This window comes from Blastococcus sp. SYSU DS0541 (assembly GCF_054050875.1).
The window spans coordinates 126,983-145,361 of sequence record NZ_JBJHAD010000003.1 but is presented as its reverse complement, the minus strand read 5'-3'; the positions used below and the strand labels follow the sequence as shown (position 1 = coordinate 145,361).

The window sequence follows — 18,379 nt, the reverse complement described above, 5'->3', positions numbered from 1 at the left end:
CTCAGCAGGCGCTCCTCGCGCGGGAGGGGTTACAGCACCATCCCCGCGCCGACCGTCGCGTTGCTGCCCTCGTCCACGAGGATGAAGCTCCCCGTCGTCCGGTTGACCCGGTAGGGGTCGGTGAACAGCGGCGCGGTGACCCGCAGCCGCAGCCGGCCGATCTCGTTGAGGGCCAGCGTCGCGGCGCCCTCGTCGCGGTGCAGCGAGTTGACGTCCAGCCGGTAGCGCAGGTCCTTCACCAGAGCGCGGGCCGACCGCGTCGTGTGCTTGACCGCGTACTTCCCGCCCGGCCGCATCGGTTCCTCGTGCAGCCAGCAGACCATCGCCTCGACGTCCTGGGAGACGGCGGGCTGGTTGTGGGGCCGGCAGATCATGTCACCGCGGGAGACGTCGATCTCGTCCTCGAGCCGGATCGTCACCGACATCGGCGGGAAGGCCTCGGCGACGGGTCCGTCCCTGGTCTCGATGGCGGCGATCCGCGACGGCAGCCCCGAGGGCAGCACGACGACGTCGTCACCGGGCTTGAAGATGCCGCCGGCCACCTGGCCGGCGTAGCCCCGGTAGTCGGGGTGCTCGGCGGAGAACGGGCGGATGACGTACTGCACCGGGAACCGGGCGTCGATCAGGTTCCGGTCGGAGGCGATGTGCAGCTCCTCCAGGTGGTGCAGCAGCGAGGTGCCCTCGTACCAGGGCATGTTCGCCGACCGGGTGACGACGTTGTCGCCGGCCAGCGCCGACACGGGGATGACCGTCAGGTCGCCCACGTCGAGCTTCGCGGCGAAGGCGCGGAACTCGTCGGCGATCGCGTCGAAGACGCCACGGTCGTAGTCGACGAGGTCCATCTTGTTGACGCACAGCACCAGGTGCGGCACCCGCAGCAGGCTGGCCAGGAACGCGTGCCGGCGGCTCTGCTCGAGCAGGCCCTTGCGGGCGTCGACCAGGATCAGCGCCGCGTTGGCCGTCGACGCACCGGTCACCATGTTGCGGGTGTACTGGATGTGCCCGGGGGTGTCGGCGACGACGAACTTCCGCTTGGGAGTCGCGAAGTAGCGGTAGGCCACGTCGATGGTGATGCCCTGCTCCCGCTCGGCCCGCAGACCGTCGGTGAGCAGCGCCAGGTTGGTGTACTCGTCACCGCGCGCGGCGCTGGTGCGCTCCACCGCCTCCAGCTGATCGCTGAAGATGGACTTGGTGTCGTACAGCAGCCGACCGATGAGCGTCGACTTGCCGTCGTCCACCGAGCCGGCCGTGGCGACCCGCAGCATCTCCATCAGAAGTACCCCTCGCGCTTGCGGTCTTCCATCGCGGCCTCGCTGGCCCGGTCGTCGGCGCGCGTCGCCCCCCGCTCGGTGACCCGGGTGGCGGCCACCTCCTCGACGATGTCCTCGACGGTGCGCGCCGCGGACGCCACGGCGCCGGTGCAGGTGACGTCCCCGACGGTGCGGTAGCGCACCGTCGCCTCGAAGACGTCCTCGCCCTCCGCCGGGGTCACGTGCTCGTTCGGCCACAGCAGCATGCCGTCGCGGAGGAACAGCTCGCGGCGGTGGGCGAAGTAGATCGACGGGAGCTCGATGCCCTCCCTGCCGATGTACTGCCAGATGTCGAGCTCGGTCCAGTTCGACAGCGGGAACACCCGGATGTGCTCACCGCGGTGGTGGCGGCCGTTGTAGAGCGACCACAGCTCCGGCCGCTGGTTCTTCGGGTCCCACTGCCCGAACTCGTCGCGGAAGGAGAACACCCTCTCCTTGGCGCGGGCCTTCTCCTCGTCGCGGCGGGCGCCGCCGAAGGCGGCGTCGAATCCGTGTCGCTCGATCGCGTGGAGCAGGGTCACCGTCTGCAGCGGGTTGCGGCTGGCCCGGGGGCCCCTCTGCTCCCGCACCCGACCGGCGTCGATCGACTCCTGCACCGAGGCGACGACGAGGTGGACGCCGGCCTCGGCGACCCGGCGGTCGCGGTGCTCGATGACCTCGGGGAAGTTGTGCCCGGTGTCGACGTGCATCACCGGGAAGGGGATGCGGGCCGGCCAGAACGCCTTCTCGGCCAGGTGCAGCATGACGATCGAGTCCTTGCCGCCGGAGAACAGCAGCACGGGGCGCTCGAACTCGGCGGCGACCTCCCGGAGGACGTGCACCGCCTCGGCCTCGAGCGCGTCGAGGTGACCCAGCTCGTAGCGCGTGGTCATGCCCGCTCCCCCTCGGCGGTGCGGGCCGGGCCCAGGTCCGCCAGGGCGCCGAGCAGCCGCTCGGTCAGCTCCGGGCGGCAGACCACCAGGTCCGGCAGGTAGGGGTCGGCCTGGTTGTAGGCCAGCGGCGAGCCGTCGAGCCGGCTCGTGTGCGCACCGGCGGCGCGGGCGACGGCGACCGGCGCCGCGGAGTCCCACTCGTACTGGCCGCCGCCGTGCACGTAGGCGTCGGCCCGACCGCGCACCACCGCCATCGCCTTGACCCCGGCCGAGCCCATGGGCACCAGCTCGGCCCCGAGCGCGGCCGCCAGCTCCTGCACGAGCGCCGGCGGGCGGCTGCGGCTGACGGCCAGTCGCACCGGCCCCTCGGCGCGCGCCGGCAGCGTCGCGGGCGCGACCGTGCCGAGCGTGACGCCCTCGGCCGGCAGGGCGACCGCGCCGGCCACCAGCTCGCCGCGCTCCCAGAGCGCCACGTGCACCGCCCAGTCGGCGCGGTCCAGCTCGGCGAACTCCCGGGTGCCGTCCAGCGGGTCGACGATCCAGACCCGCTCGGCGCCCGCCCGCGCGGGGTCGTCCGCGCCCTCCTCGGAGAGCACCGCATCCCTCGGGCGCGTCGCCCCCAGCCGGGTCACCAGGTGCGCGTGGGCGGCGGCGTCGCCGGCGTCCTTGAGCGCCTCCGTGCCGGGGTGGGAGCCGGCCCGGACGCGGAGGAGCACCTCGCCGGCCGAGGTGGCCAGGGCGTGTGCGAGGGCGTGGTCGGATTCTGAGTGCATGTCTCCTCCGTTCACCGGCGGTCTCCCGATACTGGGCGCTCGGTCGCCACGGCGGCACCTGCCCTCATCCCTCCGGGGCAGGCGCCGCCACGCCACCGCGCTGGGGTACCGTGTCTCCCGTTGCCCGGCGAGGGAGACGGTCCACCCGTACTCCGTGATCGACGTGCGTGTGCCCCGTGGGGTGTGCTGCGCCCGGTCGCCGGACCGCAGACCGATCCACCACCCGAGGAGCACACCACCGTGGCTGACTTCCGTCTCGAGGCCGAGACCCGCACCGAGTTCGGCAAGGGCAGCGCCCGCCGCACCCGGCGCGCCGGCCGCGTCCCCGCCGTCCTCTACGGGCACGGCCAGGACGTCGTCCACCTCTCGCTGCCGGCGCGCGAGTTCGCCGCGGCGCTGCGCAACGGCGGCGGCAACGTCCTGCTGACCATCGTGCTGGAGGGCAAGGAGCAGCTGGCGCTGACCAAGGCCGTGCAGCGCGACCCGCTGACCCGCGTGCACGAGCACGTCGACCTGCTGCTGGTCCGCCGCGGTGAGAAGACCACCGTCGACGTGCCGATCGTCGTCGTCGGCACCCCGGCGCCGGACGCCATCCCGAACCACCAGCTGAACACCGTCCAGATCGAGGCCGACGCCACGAGGCTGCCCGACAGCATCGAGGTCGACGTCACCGGCCGCGACGCCGGGCAGAACATCACCGCCGGTGACCTCGCGCTGCCGGCGGGCTCCACGCTGATCACCGACCCCGAGGCCCTCGTCATCGGCTTCCTGGGCGCGCCCACGGCCGAGGCCCTGGAGGCCGAGCTCGCCGAGGCCGAGGCCGAGGCCGGCATCGAGCGCGAGGAGTCCGACGAGGCGGCCGAGGGCGCCGGCGAGGGCGACGTCGTCCCCGAGCCCCTCGACCAGGGCAGCGGCGAGTCGATGGACGCCGCCGAGAACAGCAAGAACGACTGAGGCATCCGCTGACCGAGAGCACGGACCGCAGGGGCGCCGGCACCGCCGGCGCCCCTGCGGCGTCCCCGCCTCCCGAGGGCCCGTACCTGGTCGTCGGCCTGGGCAACCCCGGTCCGACCTACGCCGGCAACCGGCACAACGTCGGCGCGATGGTCCTCGAGGAGCTGGCCCGCCGGGCCGGCATCCGGCTCGCGGCGGGCAAGGGCGCGCGCGCCCGCGCGCTCTCCGGGGAGGGCCGACTGGCGGGGCGGCGGGTCGTGCTCGCCGTGCCGTCGACCTACATGAACGAGTCGGGCGGCCCGGTGCGGGGCCTGCTGGACTACCACAAGCTGCCGCCCGAGCAGCTGGTCGTGATCCACGACGAGCTGGACATCGACTTCGGCGTCGTGCGGCTCAAGCGCGGCGGTGGGGAGGGCGGCCACAACGGGCTCCGCTCGGTCACCCGCTCGACCGGGACCAAGGACTACCTGCGGGTGCGGGTCGGCATCGGCCGCCCGCCGGGCCGGCAGGACCCCGCCGATTACGTGCTCAAGGACTTCTCGGCGACCGAGCGCAAGGAGCTCGACCTGTTGCTGGTCGAGGCCGCCGACGCCACCGAGCTCCTCCTCACCTCCGGCCTGGAGGCCGCGCAGAACCAGGTGCACCCCCGCACCTGACGGCGCCGCCGCACGGCCCTATCGGGTGAAGCGTGACGCTGCGTGTTGACGCCTCGGTCGGGGCGCTGTGAGTGTGGCGGTGATCAGCACCGTGCCGCCCGGGGGAGCCACTGCCCGGGGTCGCCGTCGCCCGGGCTTGCGACACCGGGCCGGCTACGGTGCGTAACGTTCGGGGGACGCATGCTGCTGGATCGCCACCAGGCGAGCTCGGGCGCGGTGATCCAGCCGGGGGCCGCCGGCGGATCCGCCGCCGCCTCCGCGCCGCGCGCCCGGGCGATGGCCCGGCGCGCCGCACCGGCCTGGGTGGGGTCCTACACCCGCACGCTGGTCGCGGTGGAGACCGTGCTGGCCGCTGCCGCGGGCGGCACCGTGGTGGTCGGGCGGGACGTCCCGGCCGGCCCGGACACCCCCCTCTTCTGGGGCGCCCTCGCCCTCGTGGTGGCCTGGCCGGTCCTGCTGGGGTCCACCGGCGCCTACTCCGAGCGGGTGTACGGCACCGGCAGCGACGAGTACCGCCGCGTCGGCCGTGCCGCGCTGCTCCTCCTGGGCATCACCAGCTTCCTGTCCTACGCCGCCGCGCTCGAGCTCAGCCGCGCGCTCGTCGTCGTGGCCATCCCGGCCCTCGGCCTCGCCACGCTGCTCGGCCGGTACGCCGCGCGCACCCGGCTGCGCGGCTTGCGGGCCCAGGGGCGGTGCACGAAGAAGGTCGTCGTCGTGGGCCGCGGCGGGGCGGTGCTGGAGCTGGTCACCCGGCTGCAGCGCGAGCGCTTCGGCGGGCTGGAGGTGGTCGCCGCCGCCGTGACCCCGGACGACCGGCTGCGGGTCGCCGAGCGCGCCGGCGTGCCCGTCGGCGGGCTCGACGACGTGCTCCTCCTCGCCGACACCTGGGACGCCGACACCATCGCCGTCACCTCGGCCAGCGAGACGGCGGCGCAGTACCTGCGCCGGCTGTCGTGGCAGCTCGAGGGCAGCGGCATCGAGCTGCTGGTGGCCCCCGGCCTGATCGAGGTGGCCGGACCCCGGCTGCGCATCCGCCCCTTCGAGGGGCTGCCGCTGCTGGCGGTGGAGGAGCCCTGCTTCGAGGGCTGGCGGCGCGTGGTGAAGGGCGGCATGGACCGGGCGGTCGCGGCGCTGGCGCTGCTCGTCCTCTCCCCGCTGCTGCTGGTCATCGGCCTCGCCGTCCGGTGCACCAGCCCCGGCCCGGTCCTCTACCGGCAGGAGCGGGTGGGCCTCGCCGGGCGCACCTTCACGATGCTGAAGTTCCGCAGCATGGTGGTCGACGCCGACCAGCAGCTGGAGCGGCTGCGCGCGGAGAACATCTCCGACGGCCCGCTCTTCAAGCTCCGTGCCGACCCCCGCGTGACGCCGGTCGGGCGGCTGCTCCGCCGGTTGTCCCTCGACGAGCTGCCCCAGCTGCTCAACGTGCTCGGCGGCTCCATGTCGCTGGTCGGCCCGCGACCGCCGCTGCCCGCCGAGGTCGCCCGCTACGACACCTCGGTCAGCCGCCGCCTGCTGGTGAAGCCAGGGCTGACGGGGTTGTGGCAGATCTCCGGGCGGAGCGACCTGTCGTGGGAGGAGTCCGTGCGGCTGGACCTGCGCTATGTCGAGAACTGGTCGCTGGCGACCGACGTGCTCATCCTGGCCAAGACCGTGCGCGCCGTGCTGAGCCGCTCCGGCGCCTACTGAGCCGGGCGCGGTCCCCCGACCGGGGGGCTCAGACCCCGCGACCTCGCCGGTTCAGGACCGACAGCACGCGCTCCGCCGAGACCAGCCGTCCCGCCACCGCCAGGGCGAGCACCGCGCGGGGTTCCCGCCACCGACGACGCAGCGCCCGGAACGCCCACCGCAGTGCGGCCCGGCGCTCGCCCAGGGCAGCCGTGCCGAATGCCAGCTGCCCGTAGACGCGGGCCGCACCGGCATCGTCCTCGGTGATCCCCGGGTGACGCCGCAGCATGTACTCGAGCGACCGGACCAGCGTCGTGAACCTGCGGGAGAAGTGCGAGGACCGGCCCCACCGGACGGTCACGAGCGGCTGGTCGACGTGCTGCAGTGGCTGGGCCGCGGAGGCGCGCAGCAGCAGGTCCCAGTCCTCGTTCTGGCTGCCCGGGATCTGCTCGTCGACCAGCCCCAGCCGGCCCAGGAGGGCCGAGCGGCGCAGCAGCAGGGTCGAGCTGTGCAGCATCGCCATCCGGCTGCGCAGGAGGTCGGCGTGCCGGATCTCCTCCCGGTGCGCCAGCCGGTCGACCTCGGTGCCCTCGTAGGACACCCGGATGGCGGTCGTGACCACGTCCACCCCGGGGTGCTCCGCGACGCGCTCGAGCTGGGCCCGCAGCTTGCCCGGTGCCCACAGGTCGTCGTCGTCGCAGAAGGCGACCCACTCGCTGTCCAGGGCGAGGATCCCGGTGTTGCGGTTGCCGGCCAGCCCGGGTGTGCGCTCGTTGGCGATCACGCGGACCCGGCGGCCGTCCCGGCCGAGCTCTTCCAGGGAGCGGTCCGGAGTGCTGCGGTCGAAGACCACGACCACGTCCAGCCCGACGGGTGCGTCCTGGTCGAGGATCGACCGGAGGGTCTCCCGGAGCATCGCCGGCCGGTCGTGCGTCGGGACGACGACGCCCACGGTGGGCCGGGCGCCGACGGTGCCGTCGGCCACGCCCGTCACCGGGCCGACCGCCGCAGGTACCGGTGGTGAGCCAGCAGCGGCAGCGTCAGGAGGGTGACCGCGAGGCGTCCGCGCCAGGGGAGCCGTGCCCGCCAGGCGTCGTCGCGCCGCAGCGTCAGGGGCCCGTTGCGGAAGCGGACCGGGTTGCCCGCCACGGTGTGCGACGGCGTGAGCTGCACCGTCCTGTCGTCCGAGAAGGGGGTCGCGGAACCGTCCACCGAGAGGCCGGCGAAGTCGGCGATCTCGGCGACCCGCTCCCGCGGGTGTGCGACGAAGTCCTCGTACCGCAGCACCAGGGTGGCCGTGCCGAGCCGGCGCAGCAGCGCGAAGAGCAGGTTGTGCCCCAGCCAGAGCGCCGAGGAGCGCGCGGGCGAGTAGCGGGCCATGAGGTCCCCGGTCGTGGTCGCCTCCGGGCGCTGGACCTCCTTGGTCCAGGAGTAGGCCACCCCCCGGCTGTCGCGGACCACGTGCACCACCCGGAGGTCGACCCCGGGGGAGTGGCGCAGGCAGAACGCGAGCGACGAGTGCTTGCTCGAGTCGATGACCACCGGGCGCCCCGAGACGTCGGCGATCGCCCGGTAGAGCCGCGCGAAGGTGCCGACGTACTCGGCGAGTTCGGCGCGGCGCCGGCGGGGAAGGCGGCCGAGCGCCCAGAGGGGCACGTGCCGGGTGCGGTCCACCCGGGACTGGAGGTGCCGCATGCGCCTGGCGGTGCCCTCGTCCCACCCGCCGAACGCCCGCGCGCCGACGGCGGTCCAGAAGGGGCACCGGCCGAACGCCTCACCGCACCCACACATCTCGTCGTCGAGCACGCCGCGCTGCCACAGGTGCACCAGCTCACCAGCGGGGGCGGTCTCCGGCAGCTCGCCCAGGACGCGCTCCAGCACCGTGGTGCCGCTGCGCCCCAGGCCGCCCAGGAAGAGGACCCGGGTGGCTGCCGGAGGGGTCGACGAGGCGGGCGTGCCGGGGGCGGGTGCGCGGCTGGTGGACACGCTGCGAGGATGCCAGCCGGAGTCGTGGCCCGTTACCCAGCGTCACCCCCATGGGGGTGATGCGTGCGGTGGAGGGTGGCCCACCCCGGAGGGGTGAGCGAGGTTGGTCGGGGCGCACCCCGGTGCCAGCCTGCCTGCGTGCCATCCTCCGCCCGGCGGCTCACGGCTGTCTTCTGCGTCCTCCTCGGTGTGCTGCTCCTCGGTGTCCTCCTGGAGCTGCTGCCGGCCGTGCTGCCCGACGTCGTCGCCTCCCGCGTCGCTCGGAACAGCGAGGGGGTGCTCCTGGCGCTCCTCCTCCTGCTGTGGGTGCAGTACGCCCGGCCGCGACTCGCCCGGCACCGGCAGCAGTGGCCCCTGACCGCGCTCGCGGCCGTCGTCGGCGTGGCGATCGGCCTGGCTCTGCTGGCCGGCGACCTGCCGAGCCGGGTCCGCACGCTCAACGAGACCTTCCTCGCCGCGGCGCTGCTGGTGCCCTACCTGCAGCTGCGGCGGCCGTTGCCGGCCCGGCTCGCGGGGTGGCTCTCGGCCGGGGTCCTGGTGCTCGTCGTGGCGTTCAACCGCACGGGCGTCGTGACCGATCTGGCGGAGGCGCTCGGGGTGCTGGTCCTGGCCCCGGTGGCCTTCGATGTCGTCGATCGCGGCATCCTCGACCCGGCGGGGCGGACCTCGGCCGTCCGGCGCGCCGCGTGGTACGGCGCCCTGGTGGTGACCCCGGTCCTCCTGACCGTCCTGCAGCAGGTCGGACTGCCGGGCGTCGCGGGCGAGGCGGTCCGCTACGGCGTGCGCATCACCGAGGCGTTCGTCTGCCTCCTCCTCGTCCAGCTGTGGTTCGCGGTGCTGCTCCGCCGGACCGGCCGCGCCGACCCGCCGGCGGGTGCGCCGGTCGTCGCCGGCCTCGCGCCCACGGAGCCGGCCACCCGCGGCTGAGCGCGGCGGGTGAGGCGCCCCCGGCCGCCTCACCCCATGGGGGCGACTGACCACCCATTCGCTCGCATTGGATCCCCGCGACCCATTCAATGAATGCCGGTCGCAAGCCCGGAATTGCCCGGACGCCATTCCAGTCATTGTCGGCGGCCATTTCGGAGCAAGGGGTTCGTCATGTTGCTGCTCGCGCCGGACGTCGATCGTGCACCGGACCTGCTGGTCGACGCCCTGGTCGCCATGAAGGACGAACGGGTCGCCACCGGCCGTTGCGTGCGCGCGACGTGGCTGAACCACCACACGATCCGCATCGTGCTCTCCGACGCCGCCTCCGCACTCGCCCGGATGGATGTCTGCGGAATCGACGGGCAATTCCTCAAATGGCTGCTGCGTCATCCCACCCGCACCAGTGCCGACCTCGTCGTACCGCGCGTCCTGCAGCGTGACGGGACCATTCGCACCGTGCTCGCCATCGGCGGGCACGGTGATCGGGCCGGGGGGCTGTCGGCCGCCCTCAGCGGCCTCGCCGGGCGACCGGTGCGCGTCGTCCACGTGGACGGCTTCGACGGTCTCCTGCGCGGGGCGGAGCTGGCGCGGCTGGTGCGGTCCGTGGAGCCGGAGATGGTCCTGATCGGGCTCGGGGCCGGCCTGCAGGAGCAGGTCCTCCTCGAGGCGGCCGACGCGATGGCCGGCGGTTATGCGATGACGTGCGGCGGATTCCTCGACCAGGTGCTGCAGCCGGGCTACTACCCCGCCTGGGCCTATCCGCTGCGGCTGAACTGGCTCGTCCGGCTGGCGCGGGAACCGCGGCGGCTGTGGCGCCGGTACACCGTCGGGGCCGTGCGCGCGCTCACCTGCAGCGCGAGGTGGCGCCGCGCGGTGCGCGACGTCCCGGGTGTCGACGCCCATGCCTGGTTGTGCGGCGCCGGCGGCGGCCGCGGCACCGCGCCCGCTCGTGCGGCGACGGCCCGCCGGATCGACGGGCTGGTCCTGCCGCTACCGCGGCGGGAGCTCTTCGCCACCCCCGACGACCCCTCGCCCGCGGTCTGAGCTCGGGAGGCGCCCGACCCGGCCGCACGGAGGTGCCGGCCCGGGCCGCCGGGATCAGGCGGCCCCGGCCGCGCCCCGTCGTGCGGAACGGAGCGCGTCCAGCGCCAGCGGGTGCCGCCAGCGCCGGCACGCTGCGACGTACAGCAGGCCGCCCACCAGCAGCGCCGCCGACGTCGGCGCCGCGCCGTCGACCGGCAGGGCGCGCCCCACCAGCGGCACCAGCCCGAAGCACACCAGCGACGCGCCCATCGCGATGCCGGTCCCGGCGCCGAACGGGTTCATGCCGAGCGCCCGCCAGACCTGGGCGAGGGCGAGCAGGTTCTTGACGAGGATGGCGGCGGACCAGCCGACGGCGGCGCCGAGCAGCCCGAGGGACGGGATCAGGGCGACGTCCACGACGACGTTGACGGCGAGCGCGGCGAGCGCGTTGCCCAGGTTCCACCGGGTCCGGCCGGCCATGATCAGGACGACGTCGACCATGCCGATCGCGGAGGCGACCATCATGGTCGCGCTCAGCACGAGGACGACCGTGACACCGGCGTCGTACCCGGCGCCGAACAGCCCGAGCAGCGGGTCCGCGGCGGCGGCCACGACGAGGTAGAACGGCCAGACGAGCAGCACCAGCCAGCCGGTCGCCGTCCGGTAGACCGTGCGTGCGGCCGACCGGTCGGCGACCGCGAACAGCGCTCCCACCCGAGGCTCGACCACCGCGGCCAGCGCCTGGTTGACGAACTGGCCGATCACCAGGAACCTCGTGGCGGCGGTGTACACCGCCGCCTGGACCGGTCCGGCGAGCACCGCGAGCAGGACGATGTCCAGGCGCTGCAGCACCAGCTGGACGATGCCGGTCACCGCCCGCGGGGCCGTGAAGGCCCAGAACTCCCGCCGCACGCCGGGGTCCCGCGCCGCCCGCGGCGCGCCGGCGGTGGCGGCGCGCTGGAGCCTGACCAGCCACGCCCCGGCCAGCACGGCCGAGAGCGCCCACGGGGCGCCCCAGGCCAGGGCGAGCGCGGGGAGGGAGCCGCCCGCCGCGGCGACGAGCGCCACCGCTCCCAGCTGCAGCAGCGAGCGGCCGAGGCGGTCGACGACGACGGTGGGGAGGATGACGTCGTGGCCGCGCGTCGCGCCGACCAGCACCTCCGAGACCGCGGTCACGGGCAGCAGCAGGGCGAGGACCCGGATCGCGTCGACGGTCTCGCCGGACCGCGAGCCCGTCGCCAGCTCCGCCACGCTGCCGGCGCCCAGGAGCAGGACCAGCGCCAGCGCACCCGCCAGCAGGACGACGGGCGTGAGCGCTACCCGCAGGATCTGGGGCACCTTCCCCGCCGTGCCCAGCGCCCGGGCGCGGGAGACGGCCCAGACCACGCCGGTGCCGGCACCGAGCCGGGCGGTCGCCTCGGCGACGAGGTGGACGGAGGTCAGCGCGAAGAAGATGCCGGCCAGGTCGGCCGGGAGGGTGCGGGTGAGGGCGAGGACCACGCCGATCCCCGCCGCCGCGGAGACCGCCGACCCGGCGACGCTGGCCATGCCGCGCCGGGCCAGCCCGGCCAGGCCTGACCGGGGGTCGCCACCGGGTGCGCCGCCCGCCACGCCCTCGCCGGTCGGCCCGACGGCCGTCGCCGCCGGGCCGACCGCCTCAGCGCGGCCGGACCTCATGCTCGCGCCAGCTCACCGGGCGGCCGAGCCACCGGGCGAGCTCGGCGTCGAACGGCGCGAAGTGCTCCTCCAGCCGCGCGCGCAGCCCCGGGTCCATCGGGGAACGCGGGCGGGCGTTGTGCCGCTCGAACGCCGGGTAGCCGGTGTGCGGCAGGTCCAGGAAACGGAGCACGTCGTCGTAGACCGGCTCGGGCTCGGCGAAGAATCGGTGGCTGTCGACGACGTGGAGGCGCTCCCTGCCGAAGATGCTCTCGAGCCGCTCGAGGTGCTCGACGTACCTGCCCCGCTGCAGGTAGCCGTGGTGCTGGTGGCTCGGGCTGTTGTAGCCCTCGTCCGCGAGGATGCGGTCGGCCTCACCGGCCAGCCGGGACTCCTCGAGGGCGAGGGCGGTCTCGAAGTCCTCCGTCTCGAAGCCGCGCGCCAGCTCGTGCGCGTGCGCGGAGTAGGCGCGCTCCACCGGGTCGCGCAGCAGGACGACCAGCTTGACGTCCGGGAGGTCGCGCGCGATCCGGGCCGCGGCGAGCGGGTGGAACATGTAGTACGGGCTCGACTCGAACGTGAGCGCCCGGCTGCCGGTCCGGCGGCCGATCGCTGCCGCGGTGGAGCGCAGCGGGAAGTGGGCGCGGTACCAGCTCATGCCGCGCCCGTACGCGGTGTCGAAGTAGTGCACGCCCTTGTGCAGCACCGGCGGCAGGACGTTGGGGTGCGAGCGCAGCGTCCGGTACATCGACGTGGTCCCGCAGCGCTGACCTCCGATGATGAGGAAATCGGGCCGCATCCGCGCCCGGCTGAACGGTCGCCCGACGGAGCGGGCGGCTGTCTGGAGTGCCCGGTGGACCGTGGGTGAGCGGCGCAGGCGTTCGATCATCGTTCCTCTTCTTCCAGGAGCCCCAGCCCTCGGTCGAGGGCCGGCAGCAGGTAGGTGCGGGGATCGCCGAGCGGGGCGCCGGCGTCCACCTGGCGGTCGGCCAGGTAGCGGAGGCTGAGGTCGGCGAGGTAGACCGTCGCGGTGGCCAGTGCGGCCCTCCGGTCCTGCCCCAGCGGAGCCAGGAGGTGTGCCGCACCGTCCACGAGCCGGTGCGCGGCGGGGGCGGGTTCGTGCCGGCGCGTCACCAGGTCCCGTTGCAGCACGTGGTGGAGCAGGTCGAGCCCCGCGGGAACGCCCCGGCGGAAGCGCTCCCAGTCCCAGACCAGGATGCGGTCGGGCAGGCACGCCATGTTCCAGGGCGTGCAGTCGCCGTGGGCGCCACCCAGCGACAGCCGGGTGTGCCCGGCGGCGGCGTCGACGCGGTGGACCAGGCCGGCCAACCGGTCGGCCGCCTCCCCTGCGGGCAGGCCCGCCGTCCGGGCCCGCAGGTCGCGCCAGAACGGCGCGGCGGAGAGCTCGATGCCGTCGACGCGGTCCACGGAGCCGATCTCCCCGACGGCAGCCACCAGGCGGTCGTCCGTCAGCGACCGGCGGGACGACCACACGGGGAGTGCCGCCTGCGCCAGCAGGGCGTGGCCCTCCCAGTCCCCGGCGTGCAGGAGCGTGGGCACCTGCACCGTCCCGGTGACGGCGCCCGCGAGTCGGGTGAGGGCCGCCGCCTCGGCGCGGACCAGACCGTCGGTCAGCCGGTCCACGCCCACCTTGGCGTAGGCGAGCGTCTTCCCGGCAGGGCTCACCAGCTGGAGGACCGGCTTGCGGTTGGCCCGCGGCGGCCCCAGGTGCATGCCGACCCGCACGTCGCAGCCGAGCAGGCCGGCGAGGTGCTGCCGGAGGTCGCCGGGGACCGCGTTCGCGGGGGAGACGACGTGCAGCCGCTCCCGCCGCAGCGCCGTCCCGAGCCCCGCCCGGAGGCCCAGGGCGAGCGCTCCGGCCCGGAGCCGGTCGGCCCGACCGCGCCCCTCGGCGTGGTGGCGGACGACGGCGGCCGCCGCTCGCCGGCCCGCCGGGGCCAGCAGCCGGGGCCGCCGGCGGCTGGGCAGGAGGAGGTACTCCTCCACCGTGCCGGCGCCGGGGTCCCGGCGCGGTGCGGAGCCCGGCACCAGCGTCCGCGACGTCGGCCACAGCAGGGGGGTCACGTCCGCCAGGTGCGCGAGCCGGTCGTCGGTCACCGCGCACCTCCCGGCGCCGCGACCGCCCCGGGCGGCACGGCTGCGGTGTCGGACCCGCGGTGCCGGTCGTTGCGCCACAGCAGGGCGATGGCCAGGAACGTGATCAGCAGGGGGATGACGAGCGCGTTGTAGAGGAGCATGTAGAGGAACGGCAGGCCGATCGCCAGCACCGCTGCGCCGGCCAGCGGGCTCCGGTCGTGGCGGAAGGCCCACAGGGTCCGCAGCATGAAACCCAGGTAGAGCGCCGCGCCCACGACGCCCTGGGAGATGAGCAGCAGCCACAGCTGGCCCGTGCTGCCCAGCGGCGGGTTGCCGCACGTCGGGCAGTTCTCGTCGCGCCCGACCGCGATGGAGTTGTTGCTGCCCAGCGGTCGCCGGCTGGACCCGAAGCCGAGCACCGGCGAGTGCTTCGTGGCTTCCAGCGTCCCGGTGATGGTGAAGGCGCGGACCCCGTCGCTGTGCGGGTTGTCGATCCGGCCCTGGACGACGGTGCCCAGCGGCGAGGCGACGACCAGGACGGCGGCCACGACCAGGCCGAGGGCCAGCGCGGCGACGCCGGCGAACCGGCCGCTGCGGGCCAGCCACAGCGCGGTGAACGCGACGGTGAGCCCCAGCGCCAGCCAGACCCCGCGGTTCAGCGACTCGACCACCGGGACCACGGCCAGGACCAGCACGAGCAGGCCCACGACGCGGCGGGGGCCGGGCGTCCGCAGCCAGCGCACGGCGAAGAAGCCGAGCAGCAGGGTGAGGACCATCCCCCACGTGTTGGTGTAGCCGAACGGCGCCGCGGGCCGGCCCGAGGTGTAACCGAGCACCTCGTGCAACTGGGCGGCCGCCGGGTGGACCAGGCTCTGCACGAACTGGTTCCGTGCGATCGCATCCGGCAGCAGCACCTCGACCGGTGAGGTGACCGAGAAGGTCGGTGCGAAGGTCCCGAGCAGGCCGCCGCCGACGACCACCAGGAACAGCCAGGACAGCTGCCGCACGAGGCGCTCGCGGGGGAACTCCTCCTCGGTCAGGTTGCCGACGTACAGCAGCGCGACGGCCACCACGAGGTAGCCCGCCAGGTTGAACGCGACCGAGATCAGCCGGTCGGTCGCCTCACCGGGCAGGGTCCCGGGCGGATCGACCCCCAGCATGGTGGTGCTGAGCGCCACCCAGAGGAGGAAGAGCAACCACAGGCCGAAGCCCGGTGGCGCCTGGAGCGGACGCCGGCGCCAGAGGTGCACGACCATCGGCACGGCCAGGGCGAAGACGACGAGCGTCCCGAGCCCGAGGATCCACCACAGCGGGTAGAGCACCAGGAGGGCCGTGATCGGCCATCCCGGGTGCCGGGACACCGGCTGCCGCGACCCCGGGGGGACGCTCCCGGCAGCCCGTGTGGCGGCGGGCGCCGCCAGGGTCATCGTCGTGCGGCGCCGCTGCCGACGGCCGCCTCCGCGGCATCCGGACGGCGCGGGGCGGCAGCGGCCGGCGGGAGCTCCGGACCCGGTCCGGCCGGCTCGTACCGCGCCAGCACGGCGCCCAGCACTGGCCGGCGCACGGCCTGCAGCTGGTCGAGCGCGTCGGCGACCTGGCGGGCGGTGGTCTGCTCGGTCTCCACGACCAGGAGGGCGTGCTCGGCCGCACCGACGAGGGTCTGCGCACCGGTGCCGCCCTGCGTCGCCGGAGCCTCCACGACGACGTAGGAGACGGTGGCGAGCAGCTGGTCGACCAGGTCGCGGAAGCCGCGGGTCTGCAGCAGCGCCTCGGCGCGGTCGGGATCCGAGCCGGCGCCCAGGACCCGCAGCGTGGGAAGGCTGCGGGAACGGACGGCGACGTCCTCCAGCGTCTTCTGCCGGTCCAGCACGTCGGCCAGGCCCGCCTCGCGGGAGTAGCCGAGCACGGCGTCCGCGGTGCCGGCGAAGACGTCGGCGCAGACCAGGCAGACGTCCTCCCCGGCACGGGCGAGCGCGGCGGCGAGGTTCGCGGCCACGGGGCCTCCGCCCCGGTGGACGCCCGCCACGAGGACCACCTTCCGGGACGGGCCCTGCCCGAGCTCGGCCATGACCAGGTTGCGCAGGCGGGCGTAGGTGCGCCCGTCCGGGGAGGTCGGTGCGACCACGGAGACCTCGCCCTCCCGCAGGGGGGCGACCAGCGTCGCCATGGCCGACGCCCCGGACCGCCGGTGCAGGTCGTCGGCGGTGCGGATCCGGTCGTCGGACCGGTGGCGGAGCGCTGCCGCACCGACGCCCACCAGCAGCCCGAGCAGGCCACCGGCGAGGAGGGAGAGGACGACGTCCGGGCTGCTGGGCGAGGGCGGCAGCTCCGCCTCCGTGACGACGCGGCCGGGCAGGACCGCAGCGGCGCGGACCTCGTTCTGCTGGGCGCCCAGACCGGTCAGCTGGTTGCTGAGCGAGCTGGCCTCGGCGCTGCGGCTGGCGCGCTCCGGCGAGCCCTCGGGCAGGGTGCGGACGGCCTCGGTGACCACCCCGAGCCGTTCGCTCACCTGGTCGATGCGGGTCTGCAGGGCCTGGTACTCCGCGTCGAGGGCTGCCTCGGTCGAGTTCTCACGGGCCTGCAGGTAGGCGTCGGCGAACGCGCGCGCCCCCTCCTGCGCCTCCTGCGCGGTCGGTGCCACGAAGGAGATGGTGAGGATGTCGGTGTTCGGCGGGACCGTGACGGTCACGCGGTCGCCGAGGTCGTCGACCTGCTCCTGGGGCAGGTCGAGCAGCACGGCCGCGTCGAGGACGGTCGCGGTCGAGGTGACCAGCCGCGCCTCGGTGTCGAGGTTGATGTCGGCCGCTCTGGCGGCCGACTGCGTCGAGACCGGCGTCGGGGCGGTGACCAGGACCGAGGTGGCCGAGGTGTACTCCCGCGGTACGACGAGGAGGTAGAGGCCCGCGACCGCGAGTCCCAGGACGCCGCAGATCACGACCGCGGCCCACTCGCGGCGGAGCAGGACCCAGTAGTCGGACAGGCGCACGGCGTTCGGGGTGCTCTGGCTGGACAATGTTCTCCTGGTCCCCTCGTCGACCGGCTCCCGGAGCCGGTGCACCCGGTTGGGCACTCGTGTACCTGTCGTCGTCTCGAGGTGGTCCGACCGGTGTGCCAGTCGTACCAGCGGCGCGTCCGTGCAACGACCCCTCCACCCGGTGCCACCACCCGTAGGGGGCAGGTGGCGCACCGCGGATCGGGCGGCCCGCGGTGCAGGGCGTGGCGGTAGCCGGCCGTCAGTGACGAGCCGGCCGCTCCGACCCGGTCGACGCCATCGCGGGCTGCGGGAGCTCCTCCTGCCGTCGGCCCCGCCACTGCTCCCAGAGCGCGGTGAGGATGCGGGCGCGCGGCGGCAGGCCGTGCCGCGCGCGAGCCGCCATCCACAGCAGGGGGGCGACGACGACGACCACCGCGAGCGTCGACACCATCGCCAGGTCGGGCAGTCCGAGCAGCTTCAGCGCGGACGCGAGCAGGACCAGGGCGAGCGCGCGCCGCACCAGGCCCCCCGGCGCCCGGGAGGAGAGCCGGGCGCCCAGGTAGACGCCCGGCAGGCAGCCCACCAGCAGGGAGGTGGTGAGGTCGAGGCGGAAGTCGCCGAACAGCAGGTGCCCCAGTGCGGCGGACGTGACCAGCGGGACCGCCTGGACCAGGTCGGTGCCGACCACGCCGGCGGCCGACAGCCGGGGGTACAGCCAGAGCAGGGCGATGATGATCAGCGAGCCGGACCCGACCGACGTCATGCCGACGACGAGCCCGCCGATGGCGCCGACGACGATCGTGGCGACCGGCCGCAGCCGGGGCACCGCGAGGTCGGGATCACCCGGTGCCGGGAGCGGCCCGCAGGCACCGCGGGCCCGGCGCTCGGCCGCTCGCCGGCCCCGCGCCACCATCGACTGGTAGGCGCGCACGATGAGGCCGGCGGCTGCCAGGAGCAGCGCGACGCCCAGGGCCGTCTTCGTCCACGCCTGGACGCCGCTGCCGGAGCCGAGGGCTCGGGAGACCAGGACGCCGCAGAAGGCGCTCGGTACCGAACCGATGCACAGCAGCGCCACCAGGCGCAGGTCCACGGTGCCGCGCCGCAGGTGGACGGCGCCGCCGACCGGCTTCGTCACCGCCGACACGACCAGGTCGCTGGAGACGGCGGCCAGGGGTGGCACGCCGAAGAAGAGGACGAGCGCGGGGGTCATGAGCGCACCTCCGCCCATGCCCGTCAGCCCGACGACGACACCGATGAGGAGGCCCGCCAGCACCAGCGTGAACTGCAGGTCCACGGTCCCCCTCCCCTCCTGTCCCCGGCGCGACGCGCACCCGTGCGTGACCGGGAATGCCACCGCCCGGATTCCCGAACCTAGGTGCGGGGGAGGGCGGCGGGGCCTGCGGACGTCGCGTCCCTCCCCCCATGGAGGAGGGACCGGTCATCCGATGGGGCGGGACGGCCGGCATCCGCCGGACGGGGCCGGCGT

16 protein-coding genes are annotated in these 18,379 nt (G+C 74.9%); 5 read left to right on the top strand and 11 right to left on the bottom strand.

Annotation, left to right across the window (positions count from 1 at the left end; translation table 11 throughout):
* Positions 1–29: 29 nt before the first annotated feature.
* The 3 genes from ACI794_RS05095 to ACI794_RS05085 are packed head-to-tail and all read right to left on the bottom strand — an operon-like array spanning position 30 to position 2,955.
* A complete protein-coding gene (locus ACI794_RS05095; RefSeq protein WP_456615787.1) occupies positions 30–1,271 on the bottom strand; it encodes a sulfate adenylyltransferase subunit 1 in 1,242 nt (413 codons plus the stop codon).
* On the bottom strand, positions 1,271–2,182 hold the full coding sequence (cysD, locus tag ACI794_RS05090) for a sulfate adenylyltransferase subunit CysD (RefSeq protein WP_456600996.1): 912 nt from the start codon (positions 2,180–2,182) through the stop codon (positions 1,271–1,273). Before cysD ends, ACI794_RS05095 begins: the two co-directional genes overlap by 1 nt.
* A complete protein-coding gene (locus ACI794_RS05085; RefSeq protein WP_456600995.1) occupies positions 2,179–2,955 on the bottom strand; it encodes a 3'(2'),5'-bisphosphate nucleotidase CysQ in 777 nt (258 codons plus the stop codon). Before ACI794_RS05085 ends, cysD begins: the two co-directional genes overlap by 4 nt.
* 240 nt (positions 2,956–3,195) lie before the next feature.
* Here ACI794_RS05085 and ACI794_RS05080 point away from each other — a divergent pair, with 240 nt between their 5' ends.
* The 3 genes from ACI794_RS05080 to ACI794_RS05070 all read left to right on the top strand — a co-directional run bounded on the left by ACI794_RS05080 (position 3,196) and on the right by ACI794_RS05070 (position 6,251).
* Entirely contained in the window at positions 3,196–3,909 is a 714-nt protein-coding gene (locus tag ACI794_RS05080; protein WP_456600994.1) for a 50S ribosomal protein L25/general stress protein Ctc, read from the top strand.
* A gap of 86 nt (positions 3,910–3,995) precedes the next feature.
* Complete coding sequence (gene pth, locus ACI794_RS05075; RefSeq protein WP_456601168.1) at positions 3,996–4,565, top strand: aminoacyl-tRNA hydrolase; 570 nt, start codon at positions 3,996–3,998, stop codon at positions 4,563–4,565.
* 180 nt (positions 4,566–4,745) lie between these two features.
* Positions 4,746–6,251 (top strand): sugar transferase, encoded by a 1,506-nt coding sequence (locus tag ACI794_RS05070; RefSeq protein ID WP_456600993.1) that lies wholly within the window; start codon positions 4,746–4,748, stop codon positions 6,249–6,251.
* Between the two features lie 28 nt (positions 6,252–6,279).
* On the opposite strand, the gene ACI794_RS05065 is transcribed toward ACI794_RS05070, so the two are convergent.
* Together ACI794_RS05065 and ACI794_RS05060 are read right to left on the bottom strand one after the other, a co-directional pair.
* Entirely contained in the window at positions 6,280–7,215 is a 936-nt protein-coding gene (locus ACI794_RS05065; RefSeq protein ID WP_456600992.1) for a glycosyltransferase family 2 protein, read from the bottom strand.
* Positions 7,216–7,220: 5 nt separating this feature from the next.
* On the bottom strand, positions 7,221–8,216 hold the full coding sequence (locus ACI794_RS05060) for a sulfotransferase domain-containing protein (RefSeq protein WP_456600991.1): 996 nt from the start codon (positions 8,214–8,216) through the stop codon (positions 7,221–7,223).
* Between the two features lie 138 nt (positions 8,217–8,354).
* Here ACI794_RS05060 and ACI794_RS05055 point away from each other — a divergent pair, with 138 nt between their 5' ends.
* Both ACI794_RS05055 and ACI794_RS05050 read left to right on the top strand, forming a co-directional pair.
* Positions 8,355–9,143, top strand: a complete 789-nt coding sequence (locus ACI794_RS05055) for a hypothetical protein (RefSeq protein ID WP_456600990.1) — start codon at positions 8,355–8,357, stop codon at positions 9,141–9,143.
* 171 nt (positions 9,144–9,314) lie between these two features.
* A complete protein-coding gene (locus ACI794_RS05050) occupies positions 9,315–10,187 on the top strand; it encodes a WecB/TagA/CpsF family glycosyltransferase (RefSeq protein WP_456615786.1) in 873 nt (290 codons plus the stop codon).
* A 54-nt stretch (positions 10,188–10,241) separates the two neighbouring features.
* Here the strand turns inward: ACI794_RS05050 and ACI794_RS05045 are convergent, their stop codons facing one another.
* From ACI794_RS05045 to ACI794_RS05020, 6 genes are all read right to left on the bottom strand, one after another.
* On the bottom strand, positions 10,242–11,843 hold the full coding sequence (locus tag ACI794_RS05045; protein ID WP_456600988.1) for a lipopolysaccharide biosynthesis protein: 1,602 nt from the start codon (positions 11,841–11,843) through the stop codon (positions 10,242–10,244).
* Positions 11,824–12,621, bottom strand: a complete 798-nt coding sequence (locus tag ACI794_RS05040; protein WP_456600987.1) for a sulfotransferase domain-containing protein — start codon at positions 12,619–12,621, stop codon at positions 11,824–11,826. Before ACI794_RS05040 ends, ACI794_RS05045 begins: the two co-directional genes overlap by 20 nt.
* Positions 12,622–12,707: 86 nt before the next feature.
* Entirely contained in the window at positions 12,708–13,940 is a 1,233-nt protein-coding gene (locus ACI794_RS05035; RefSeq protein WP_456615785.1) for a hypothetical protein, read from the bottom strand.
* Positions 13,937–15,241, bottom strand: a complete 1,305-nt coding sequence (locus ACI794_RS05030) for a hypothetical protein (RefSeq protein WP_456600985.1) — start codon at positions 15,239–15,241, stop codon at positions 13,937–13,939. Before ACI794_RS05030 ends, ACI794_RS05035 begins: the two co-directional genes overlap by 4 nt.
* Before the next feature lie 101 nt (positions 15,242–15,342).
* Entirely contained in the window at positions 15,343–16,989 is a 1,647-nt protein-coding gene (locus ACI794_RS05025) for a Wzz/FepE/Etk N-terminal domain-containing protein (RefSeq protein ID WP_456600984.1), read from the bottom strand.
* A gap of 163 nt (positions 16,990–17,152) precedes the next feature.
* Positions 17,153–18,187 (bottom strand): sulfite exporter TauE/SafE family protein, encoded by a 1,035-nt coding sequence (locus ACI794_RS05020; RefSeq protein ID WP_456600983.1) that lies wholly within the window; start codon positions 18,185–18,187, stop codon positions 17,153–17,155.
* Between the last annotated feature and the right edge of the window lie 192 nt (positions 18,188–18,379).

Coding starts and splice junctions, on each gene's coding strand:
- ACI794_RS05095 (WP_456615787.1), bottom strand. CDS start 1,271: ATGGAGATGCTGCGGGTCGCCACGGCCGGCTCGGTGGACGACGGCAAG.
- cysD (WP_456600996.1), bottom strand. CDS start 2,182: ATGACCACGCGCTACGAGCTGGGTCACCTCGACGCGCTCGAGGCCGAG.
- ACI794_RS05085 (WP_456600995.1), bottom strand. CDS start 2,955: ATGCACTCAGAATCCGACCACGCCCTCGCACACGCCCTGGCCACCTCG.
- ACI794_RS05070 (WP_456600993.1), top strand. CDS start 4,746: ATGCTGCTGGATCGCCACCAGGCGAGCTCGGGCGCGGTGATCCAGCCG.
- ACI794_RS05050 (WP_456615786.1), top strand. CDS start 9,315: ATGTTGCTGCTCGCGCCGGACGTCGATCGTGCACCGGACCTGCTGGTC.
- ACI794_RS05045 (WP_456600988.1), bottom strand. CDS start 11,843: ATGAGGTCCGGCCGCGCTGAGGCGGTCGGCCCGGCGGCGACGGCCGTC.
- ACI794_RS05040 (WP_456600987.1), bottom strand. CDS start 12,621: ATGCGGCCCGATTTCCTCATCATCGGAGGTCAGCGCTGCGGGACCACG.